The sequence below is a fragment of the Gaiella sp. genome, from assembly GCF_057140465.1.
Genome location: NZ_DBNHWK010000035.1, coordinates 21,843 through 31,329, shown reverse-complemented (window position 1 = coordinate 31,329; position 9,487 = coordinate 21,843). Strand labels below are relative to the sequence as shown.

Genomic DNA, 9,487 nt, shown 5'->3' with positions numbered 1-9,487 from the left:
ACGAGAACGAGGCGTTCCTGAGCGCGTTGCTCGACGAGCGCATCTACGTCGCGCTCCGCTACACGTCGCACGTCGGGGGCATTCGGGTGTCGACCCACCTCTACAACGACGACGCCGACGTCGACCGGCTCCTGGACGCCGTCGCCCGGCTCCTGCCGCGAGCGGGCCGGCGGCGCACGCCCCTCCCCGTGTGACGGGCGGTGATGAGCATCGCGCTCTTCTCCGCGCTCGTCGCCCTCGAGCGGCTGCTCGTGCCGTGGGCGGAGCACGTCCACAAGGACTGACCAGCGCTCCCCCGGGTCGCCCGACACCTGCCTGCCCCGCCTGCGACGGGTGGGCGTACAGTTGCCGTGTGCCTGACCGATCGGCTCTCCTGACGACGACCACGGGACACGCTTCGCCCCGCCGCCGGCGGGGAGCGAGCCGACGGGCTGCGCGGCGCGTACTCGCCGTCGTCGGCACCGTCCTCGTCGCGTTCTCGCTCTCCGGGTGCGGCGGCGGCGGCGACGAGGGATCCGCCTCGTCCTCACCGGCGGAGACCACGCCCGCCGAGGAGACGGTGACGACGGACGCCCCGGCAACGACGCCCGACCCGATGACGCTCGTGCCGCAGCTCTCCGACCTCCCGAGCGGCTACACGGTCGACGAGGAGGGGACAGGCCCGATCGGCCTGGAGGCCGCCCTCCGCGAGCGGACACCCGAGGAAGCCGCGCTCATCGAGGAGGGCCGTGTCTCCGGATACGAGGTCACGTTCGTGCACCCGGACCGTCCGGTACTCAACTGCACCGCGAGCGTGTACCGGTCGATCGGCGCGGCCGAGGAGGTCTTCACGGTCGGGAACGACCGTGCGCCGGAGACCGCGAGAGCAGGCGGCGGGACGCTCGAGCCCGCGGGCGTCGACGAGCCGATCGGCGACGAGACGGCGGCGTTCGACGTCGAGTACGGAGGCGTCACCGGCTTCGTCGTCACCTGGCGCCACCGCAACCTCCTCGGTCTCTGTGCGGCAGCGGGCAGCGACCCGGTCGATCCGGCAGACGCCCTCCAGGCCGCCGGGGCCGAGCAGGCGCGGTTCGCAGACGCCGTCTCCTAGCCGCCGCCGAGCACGCGCCGCTCGACCGCGGCACCACCGGCTCGGCCGACGCCGCGGTCGCCGGCGCGATACGCAGTCTCCCGAAGCGGCCGAGTGTCTTTCCCCGATTCCCGAGCGCGAGACGCCTGGAATGCTTGGGGTCGTACCCTCGAGGAGGTGAGCGGGTATGACCGTTGTGCATGGGCCGTCACGGGTCGGGGAGACGAAGGCGCAGAGCGATGTGTTCCGGGTCGCGGCGATCAAGCGGCTGAAGAAGAAGCGCGCGTTCTGGGGCCACCTGTTCGCGTACCTCGTCGTGAACGCCGCGCTCTGGACGATCTGGGCGATCGACGGCGCGACGGACGGCTTCGTCTGGCCGTGGCCGGCGATCGTGTCGTTCTTCTGGGGCCTCTTCGTCCTCGGCGACGCGTACGAGTCGTTCTGGAAGACGCCGATCAGCGAAGAGGAGATCGAGCGTGAGGTCGCGCGCCTGAGGGGCTCGGCCTCCTTCGCCGCGCTCGACACGGACGACGACTGACGCGGCCGGCTCACCCGTGCCGCGGTCGGGGCCCACCCAGGGAGGGGACGGGGCTGCCCAGGTGACGGTCAGTCGACGATCGCGTCGGCAAGCCGGTCGGCTGCACCCGGCGACTGGCCGAGGAAGAGGTTCGGCTCGACGACTTCGAGCTCGAGCACGAGCGGGTGCCCATCCTGCCCCGACACGAGGTCGACACGCGCATAGAGCGGGCCGACCTCGAAGCGCTCGCGGAGGTACGCGATCGCTGCGCTCGCGACCGCGATCTCGGGGTCGGTCGCGGTCCCGGGCCCGACGATCGTCGGGTCGTACATCGCCTCTGCGCCCCCGATCGCGTCGTCGCGCACCGGGGCCTCCTCGTCCGGTCGGAGAACGGCGCGCTTGCGCGCGGCGTGGTCGAAGCGCCCGCCGATGAACACGAGCGCCGCCTCGCCCCGGTCGTCGACGGACGAGACGTACGGCTGCAGCATCGCCGAGCGGCCATCGTCGTTGAGGCGGCGGATCAGCCGCGTCGCCCGGTCGTGCGCCCTTGGGCCGAAGCGACCGGTGTCGCGCGCGCCCGCCGAGACCGCCGGCTTCACCACCACCTCCCCCTCGAGGACGGGGATGGCGCCACCGGGCTCGACGAACGACGTCGGGACCACCGGTACGCCCGCATCGGCGAGGTCGGCGAGGTAGTGCTTGTCGCTGTTCCAGCGCACGACGCGCGCGGGATTCTGGACCCGCGGATCGAGCGCATCGACCCACCGCAGGAAGGCCGCGTGCTTCCGCGGGTAGTCCCACGTCGATCGAAGCACCACCGTCTGGAAGTCCTCCCACCGCACGTCCGGGTCGTCCCAGACCACCCGGGCGACGTCGACGCCGCGTCGCTCGAGCGCGGTGATCAGGAGAGCGTCGTCGTCGAACTCGGGCGGCACCGCGGCGCTCGTCGCGACCCCCACTCTCACGCGGCCATCGTAGTCTCGCCCCACGGCGGTCACCGTGGGGCGGGATGACGGCGCCGTCCGTGGCTGCCCCAGGGCCGCGGCACGTCAAGGCCGCCGCTGCTACTGCTTTCGCTGATGAAGGCCGCCGTGTACACCCGCTACGGCCCGCCCGAGGTGCTGCGCGTGACCGACGTGCCCGCACCGGTGGCGAAGGACGACGAGGTGCTCGTGCGGGTGCGGGCGACCTCGGTCAATCGCACCGACCGCGGGTTCCTCCGAGCCGAGCCGTGGATCGTGCGGCTGTTCGCGGGGCTGCGCGCCCCGAGACGGACGATCCTCGGCTGCGAGTTCGCGGGCGACGTGGAGGCGGTCGGCGGGAGCGTGACGCGGTTCGCGGTCGGCGACCGCGTGTTCGGCTTCGACGACGCCGGGTGGGGCGGCCAGGCGGAGTTGAAGACGATCGCCGAGAGCCGGATGGTCGACACGATCCCCGACGGGCTCTCGTACGAGGACGCCGCCGTGAGCACCGAGGGGGCGCACTACGCGCTCCGCTACGTCCGCGCGGTGCACATGGGGAGCGGGACCCGAGTGCTCCTGCACGGCGCCACCGGGGCGATCGGGACGGCGGCGGTGCAGCTGCTGAAGCACGCCGGCGCATCCGTCGTCGCGACGAGCACGACGGCGAGCGTCGAGCTCGTGCGCGCGCTCGGCGCCGACGCCGTCGTCGACTGGGAACGGGAGGACTTCACGGCGCTCGACGAGCGCTTCGACGTCGTCTTCGACGCCGTCGGGAAGAGCTCGTTCGGCGCGTGCAGGCCGCTCCTCCGAGGCGGGGGCGTGTACGTCTCCACCGACCTCGGGCCGTGGGCGCAGAACGCGCCGCTGTCACTCGTCGGCCCCGTCTTCCGGGCGGTCGGCGCCAAGCGCGTCGCCTTCCCCCTGCCGCGGGCGAGCCGTGAGGCGATCGCGTTCCTGCGCGAGCGCCTGGCACGGGGCGAGCTGCGGCCCGTGATCGACCGGGCCTACGGGCTCGACGACATCGTCGAGGCGTACCGATACGTCGACACCGGCCTGAAGGTCGGCAACGTCGTCGTGCGCGTCGCCTAGCCGTCGCCGGTCGGGCCTCCCGGCAGGACTCGATCGCCCCGGCGGGAGACCGCGCCCCTGCTACTTGCCGATCGCCGCGATCAGCGCCATGAGGATGAAGCCGGCTCCCAGCCCGATCAGCACCCACGCGGCGACATCGCCGAGCAGCACGCCGAGGCCGATGCCGACGAGGATCCCGCCGACGAACGCCGGGCCGCCGTACGTGTAGCCGCGTCCCGCCGCCGAATCACCAGAGTCCGCCCCCACCGAATCTCCTCCTCTCGGGCCGATGTCCGAAACGCCCGCCGCGCGAGGCAAGCCCGCGGGCCGTCTCGTCGTCAGCATCTCCCCGCGCCTCCGGCGGCGCATCGGGGCGCTTGCCGATCGTCGCTACCGGGATCCCCCGACGCTCCGGCCGTCGCCGAGCCGAGGAGCCGCGGGCTCCGGGCGACCCCGTCCGTCGCTTCCTAGAGGTCGGACGTGAGCACGAGCGTGATCCGCCCGCTCTTCGCCCCTCGCCGCACGACGTACCTCGTCAACAGCTCCTCGTAGGCGGGGTGCACGATCGCGATGTGGATGTGCGGGGCACGGCCTCCGTACGAGCCGGGGACGGGGCCCTCGAAGCGAAACCTGCCCGAGCGGTCGGTGACGACGCTCGCTCGGCCCTTCGGCCCGTAGCCCTTCCGTCCCGCCTGCCAGAGGACGACGCGGATCCCCGCGAGCGGCTTGCAGTCGGGAGCCCGCAGCACGCGCCCGACGAGGACGTGGCCCTTCCCGATCTTCGAGCGGCGCGGCGCGGCGACGCGCTGCACGAAGGGGCCGGCGACGTCGCTCTCGGTGGGCTTGCAGCGTGCGGCTGCGGGCGCGCTCTCGACGCCGGCCGCCAGCGCTCCGGCGGCGGCGGCGACGGCAATGGCGAGGGCGCGTACCCACGACATCGCCCCCAGGGTAGCGAGCGACGGCGTTCCCGTCTGCCACGGCGCGGACGCGAAGCGCCCGGCGGCGCCGCCGTGTCGCGAGCCCTCACGACGCGCCGCGGGGCTCCGCCCGCACCGCGAGCCCGCTCAGAGGCTGTCGCGGAGGATCGCCTCGAGAGCCGCGGCGTCGACGTCCTTCGGGGCGTTCACGAGCAGGCGCTGCTGCTTGAGCGCGCCCTCGACGATCGCCGGGATGTCGTCCTCCCCGTAGCCGACCTCGGAGATCGTCGTCGGGGCGCCGACGTCGCGCATCAGCTGCAGGAACGACTCCGCGAGGTCGTCGCCGCCGTCGATCAGGCGGGCCGCTTCACGGCAGCGCTCGGGGGCGGCGTCGGCGATGAAGCGGAACGACGCCGGTGCGGTCACGGCCACCGCGAGCCCGTGCGGAACGAAGGCGCTCCCCCCGTAGCCGGGCGCCGACCACGCGTGCTTCAGCGACGCGATCGGGTACGAGAGCGCGTGCGGGACGTGGACGCCGGCACTGCCGAAGCCGACACCTGCGATCGTCGCGGCGAGCGCCATGTCGCTCCGCGCGTCGACGTCCGAACCGTCGGCGACCGCCCGCCGCAGGTTCGCGCCGACGAGCCCGATCGCCTCGGCGCACAGGAGGTCGGCCAGCGGATGGGCGCCCTGGTAGGGCGGCCGCTCCGCGGGTGGGAGCTTCGGACGGCGGTCGTACGGCAGCGTCGTGTAGCCCTCGAGCGCGTGGAGGAGGGCGTCGAGGCCGACCGAGGCCGTGACCCCCGGCGGGCAGCTGACGGTGAGGAGCGGGTCGACGATCGCGATCCGCGGGCGCAGGTAGCGGTGCGAGATGCCGCTCTTGACGCCGACGTCGACGATCGCGACGGTCGTCACCTCCGATCCCGTGCCGGAGGTCGTCGGCAGGGCGACGAGCGGCAGCAGCGGCCCCGGCACCTGACGGCCCTCTCCGACCGGCTTGTTGAGGTAGTCGTAGACGCCGCCGCCGTGGGTCGCGAACAGCGCGCAGAGCTTCGCGGTGTCGAGGGCCGATCCCCCGCCGACGCCGACGAACCCGTCCCAGCCCCCGGTCGTCGCCGCTTCGATCGCCTCTGCGATCGAGGCCTCGGTCGGCTCGCCGGCGATCCGGTCGAAGACGCCGCTCTCGATCCCGGCGGCGCGCAGCTCGTCCTGCATCCGCGCCGCGACGCCGGAGGAGACGACGAACGGGTCGCAGACGAGGAGCGCCCGCGAGACGGCGAGCCGGGCGAGGTGGGTGCCCGTCTCGGACGAGCTGCCCTGGCCGAACACGATGTGGGGGAGCTCGAGCGAGAACGTCGTCTCGAGGCTCACAGCGCCCGTTCCTCCTCCTCCTGCCAGGCCGAGAGGCCGAGGAGCTCGTTCAGCTCGCCGAACACCATGAGGCGCTCGAGAACCTCGCGGCTCGTGCGATCGCGCTGCAACGCGGTCGCGATCTCGAGCGCCGACTGGGCGGCGGCGAACAGCGACGTCGTCGGGTAGAGGCAGATCCGGAAGCCGGCCGCCGCCGTCTCCTCGGCGGTGAGGAGCGGTGTCTTCCCGTGCTCGGAGTAGTTCGCCACGAGCGGCTTCTCCCCGACGGCAGCCGCGATCGTGTGCATCTCCTCGACCGAGCGCGGCGCGTCGGGGAAGAGGACGTCCGCGCCCGCCTCCGCGTAGGCGGAGAGCCGCTCGATCGCGTCGTCGAGCCCGGTGACGGCGATCGCGTCGGTGCGGGCGATCACGACCGTGTCGGGGTTGCTCCGCGCGGCGAGCGCGGCCCGCACCTTCCGCACCATCTCGTCGCGAGGGATCACCTTCTTCCCCTCCATGTGGCCGCAGCGCTTGGGGAACGTCTGGTCCTCGAGCTGGATCGCGGCGGCGCCCGCCCGCTCGTACTCGCGCACGGTCCGGGTGACGTTCGTCAGCTCGCCGAAGCCGGTGTCGGCGTCGGAGATCAGCGGCACCGAGACGGCCTTCGAGATCCGCTCGACGTGCGCGCACATCTCGGTCTGCGTCATCAGCCCGATGTCCGGGAGCGCGAAGTTGGCGGCGGCGGCGGCGTAGCCGCCCGTGTAGAGGGCCTCGAAGCCCGCGTGCTCGTAGATGCGGGCGACGAGCGCGTTGTACGCGCCGCCGACGAGCAGCACCTCGCCGCTCGCCAGGCGCTCGCGAAGTCGGCGCGCCGGAGTCATGCAGCGCAGCCTAGCGACGGTCGCTCCGCCGCACCTCCGGGTGTGCCCGCGTCGCCGGGCGGCCGGCCTGGCCTCCCGGGCGATGCCTCTTCCGGTCTGGAGCCCGCGGCGCGGGCCGCCCGGTGCACGGGCGAGGCCGGGCGGCGCGCGCCCGGCCCCGTGCGGCGTCGCGACGCTAGTGCTCGATGCGATCCTTGAGGTTCGCGAGCACGCTCTCTGCCTCGCGCTCGTTCAGCCTGACGATGAACGGCTCCGCGAACTTCCCGAGCAGCTTCGCCGGGATCTCGTAGTCGGCCTTCACCGTGACCTTCGTGCTCCCGTTCTCCGGCGCGAACGCCCAGTCGAACGTGCTCGGGATCTGCCCCGTGTTCTTCTCGACGACGTGGCGTCCGGGCTCGAACTCGACCGTCTCCGTGTCGCCCTCGAAGCGCATCCCGAGGAGCTTGTACGACCAGTGGTACCGGTGCCCGCCACCCGGCAGTTCCTGGACATCGGTGATGTCCATCATGCTCGGCCAGATCTCGAGCAGGTTCTTCGGATCGTCGAAGTACTCGAAGATCGTCTCCGGCGGGGCATCGATCGTGATGGCCTTTTCGACCGTCGCCATGGTCTCACCCCCTTTCGGCGGCGAGTGATCGGCGTCCGGGCCGGCCGGACCGGCGCGGACGGCCACCACCCAGTATCCGTCCCGTGAGCGCGCCGCACATCAGCGAGAACCCGTACCTCGTCCGCGGGACGGGGAGTCGTGGGGAGGCGCACGACCCCGCCGGCGGGTCGCGCCGTCGCCGCTTCCTGCGGAGCTGACGCGCCGGGTGCTCGGTCGAGGGATACTGGGGACGTCGAGCCGGAGGTGGGAATGCACCGGTTGGATCTGGACGCGTGGCCGAGGCGCGAGCACTTCGACCTGTTCAGCGCCTTCGACTACCCGTACTTCAGCCTCTGCGCGGACGTCGACGTGACGGCGTTCCGTGACCACGTCGAGCGCGACCGCCTGTCGTTCAACCTCGCCGTCGTGTACGCGATCGCGCGAGCCGCCAACGCCGTGCCGGAGTTCCGCTATCGCATCCGGGACGGGGACGTGGTCGAGCACGACGTCGTCCATCCCTCCACGACGATCATGGGAGCGGACGAGGTGTTCGGCTTCTGCACCCTCGTCTACGACGAGGACTTCCCGGAGTTCGCGCGCGCCGCCGCCGAGAAGATCGCGCAGATGCAGGCACGACCGCGCGTCACGGAGGCGGGGGAGGGGCGCGACGACCTGCTGTTCATGACGGCGATCCCGTGGGTGTCGTTCACGAGCTTCATGCACCCGCTCCGCCTGAGCCCGCCCGACTCGATCCCACGCTTCGCCTGGGGGAGGTACGCCGACTCCGGCGGCCACGTGACGCTGCCCTTGAGCGTGCAGGGCCACCACGCGGTGATGGACGGGCTCCACGCCGCGAAGTTCTACGCACAGGTGCAGGAGTGCTTCGCCCGTCCCGCCGACGTGCTCAGCGGCGCCCGAGCCCCACGCGGCTGATCGTCGAAGGAACGACGACCGCGGGCATGGACAGCCCGTCCCCGTCGCCTCAGCCGCCGGTGGGCGCGGGGGGCGGGGAGGACGCTGCCCGGACGAGCGCGGTCATGAGGTCGACGGCCCGCTCCCGCGTGACGCGACCGCTCGCGGTCAGCGAGCGCCAGGTCGCGAAGTCGACGGCGTGACGGGCGGCCGCCGTGAGGACGTCCCGCCTGCGGCCCCGCGTGCCCCAGTCCGCGGCGATCACCCGCGCTGCCTCGGCGAGGTAGTCCTCGAGCAGGGTCAGCGGCGGGCGGAGGGCCTCGACGAGGTCCGCGTCGCGAAAGACGTTCGCGTACATCGGCGCCGTGTGCTCGTAGTAGGCGTAGAGGTCGGCGAGGGCGCGTGCGAGCCGAGCCTGCGGGTCGTCGATCGCGCGCCAGGTGTCGAGGTCCGGCGGCGGGTTCGCGGCGAGGAAGTGCTCGGAGCACGCGACGTAGAGCTCCTCGTTCGTGGGGAAGTGCCGGTACACGGTCTGTCGCTCGACGCCGGCCCGCCGGGCGACTGCGCTCACCGTGGTACGGCTCGGGCCGACGGAGCCGTGCAGCTCGACCGCAGCCTCCGTGATCCGGCGCCGTGTCGCGGCCATCGCGTCCGCGCGCTTCTTGAGCCGGTACGTCCGCCGCGCACGATTTTCGTGGTACGTCACTGTATGACGAATATTGACAGATCGCGTCGCCCCGCGTAGATTCGCGTTTGCCATTCATCACCGCTCGACGAAGGGAGAACGATTCCGTGTTGACTGCGAAGACAGCCGAGCAGGAGCTCGTCCAGGTCTGGTGGGACAGCGATCCCGACCGTGCGCGGCTCCGGGTGACCTTCCCGATCAACAAGGCGGTCGGCTCGGAGGAGAGCGCCGTCGTCTACTTCGAGATCGAGCCCGGCAACCGGCTACCGCTCCACACCGACAGCGCCGAGGAGATCCTCTACATCGTCGCCGGCGAGGGGGAAGCGACGGTCGGCGAGGAGCGTGGGCGCGTCGTCGCCGGTGACCTCGCGGTCGTCCCCTCGATGGTCCCGCACGGCATCGCCAACACGGGCGACGAGACGCTCAAGGTCGTCGGGTTCTTCACGGCATCCGAGATCGTCTCGACGTTCGACGAGCCGCTGCAGCCGATGGGAGTGGCCGTGGTCACCCAGGGAGCACCGCCACCCGCCTGAGGCGACG

12 protein-coding genes and 1 pseudogene are annotated in these 9,487 nt (G+C 72.4%); 6 read left to right on the top strand and 7 right to left on the bottom strand.

The window, feature by feature from the left end; translation table 11 throughout:
• The 3 genes and pseudogenes from AC162C_RS05420 to AC162C_RS05410 form a co-directional block, all read left to right on the top strand.
• Positions 1–194 (top strand): annotated as a pseudogene (locus AC162C_RS05420) (hypothetical protein); the annotation flags it as partial.
• 158 nt (positions 195–352) lie between these two features.
• Positions 353–1,090, top strand: a complete 738-nt coding sequence (locus AC162C_RS05415; RefSeq protein ID WP_484096659.1) for a hypothetical protein — start codon at positions 353–355, stop codon at positions 1,088–1,090.
• 166 nt (positions 1,091–1,256) lie between these two features.
• Positions 1,257–1,607 (top strand): 2TM domain-containing protein, encoded by a 351-nt coding sequence (locus AC162C_RS05410; RefSeq protein ID WP_484096658.1) that lies wholly within the window; start codon positions 1,257–1,259, stop codon positions 1,605–1,607.
• A 68-nt stretch (positions 1,608–1,675) separates the two neighbouring features.
• On the opposite strand, the gene AC162C_RS05405 is transcribed toward AC162C_RS05410, so the two are convergent.
• Positions 1,676–2,551 (bottom strand): ATP-grasp domain-containing protein, encoded by an 876-nt coding sequence (locus AC162C_RS05405; protein ID WP_484096657.1) that lies wholly within the window; start codon positions 2,549–2,551, stop codon positions 1,676–1,678.
• Positions 2,552–2,665: 114 nt separating this feature from the next.
• Here AC162C_RS05405 and AC162C_RS05400 point away from each other — a divergent pair, with 114 nt between their 5' ends.
• Positions 2,666–3,637 (top strand): NAD(P)-dependent alcohol dehydrogenase, encoded by a 972-nt coding sequence (locus AC162C_RS05400; RefSeq protein ID WP_484096656.1) that lies wholly within the window; start codon positions 2,666–2,668, stop codon positions 3,635–3,637.
• A gap of 60 nt (positions 3,638–3,697) precedes the next feature.
• Here AC162C_RS05400 and AC162C_RS05395 read toward each other — a convergent pair whose 3' ends face one another.
• From AC162C_RS05395 to AC162C_RS05375, 5 genes are all read right to left on the bottom strand, one after another.
• Positions 3,698–3,883, bottom strand: a complete 186-nt coding sequence (locus tag AC162C_RS05395; protein ID WP_484096655.1) for a hypothetical protein — start codon at positions 3,881–3,883, stop codon at positions 3,698–3,700.
• Positions 3,884–4,083: 200 nt separating this feature from the next.
• Positions 4,084–4,554 carry an intradiol ring-cleavage dioxygenase gene (locus AC162C_RS05390; protein ID WP_484096654.1) on the bottom strand — a complete coding sequence of 157 codons (471 nt, stop codon included), beginning with the start codon at positions 4,552–4,554 and terminating at the stop codon, positions 4,084–4,086.
• 126 nt (positions 4,555–4,680) lie between these two features.
• Positions 4,681–5,904 carry a hydroxyacid-oxoacid transhydrogenase gene (locus AC162C_RS05385; protein WP_484096653.1) on the bottom strand — a complete coding sequence of 408 codons (1,224 nt, stop codon included), beginning with the start codon at positions 5,902–5,904 and terminating at the stop codon, positions 4,681–4,683.
• Positions 5,901–6,764, bottom strand: coding sequence for an isocitrate lyase/PEP mutase family protein (locus tag AC162C_RS05380; RefSeq protein ID WP_484096652.1), 864 nt, complete (start codon positions 6,762–6,764; stop codon positions 5,901–5,903). Before AC162C_RS05380 ends, AC162C_RS05385 begins: the two co-directional genes overlap by 4 nt.
• 175 nt (positions 6,765–6,939) lie before the next feature.
• A complete protein-coding gene (locus AC162C_RS05375) occupies positions 6,940–7,371 on the bottom strand; it encodes an SRPBCC family protein (protein WP_484096651.1) in 432 nt (143 codons plus the stop codon).
• A 258-nt stretch (positions 7,372–7,629) separates the two neighbouring features.
• Between AC162C_RS05375 and AC162C_RS05370 the strand changes: the two genes are divergently transcribed.
• Positions 7,630–8,283, top strand: coding sequence for a CatA-like O-acetyltransferase (locus tag AC162C_RS05370; protein WP_484096650.1), 654 nt, complete (start codon positions 7,630–7,632; stop codon positions 8,281–8,283).
• A gap of 49 nt (positions 8,284–8,332) precedes the next feature.
• Here the strand turns inward: AC162C_RS05370 and AC162C_RS05365 are convergent, their stop codons facing one another.
• Positions 8,333–8,968, bottom strand: a complete 636-nt coding sequence (locus AC162C_RS05365; protein WP_484096649.1) for a TetR/AcrR family transcriptional regulator — start codon at positions 8,966–8,968, stop codon at positions 8,333–8,335.
• Positions 8,969–9,057: 89 nt separating this feature from the next.
• On the opposite strand from AC162C_RS05365, the gene AC162C_RS05360 reads away from it, so the two are divergent.
• Positions 9,058–9,480, top strand: coding sequence for a cupin domain-containing protein (locus AC162C_RS05360; RefSeq protein ID WP_484096648.1), 423 nt, complete (start codon positions 9,058–9,060; stop codon positions 9,478–9,480).
• The last annotated feature ends 7 nt before the right edge of the window (positions 9,481–9,487 follow it).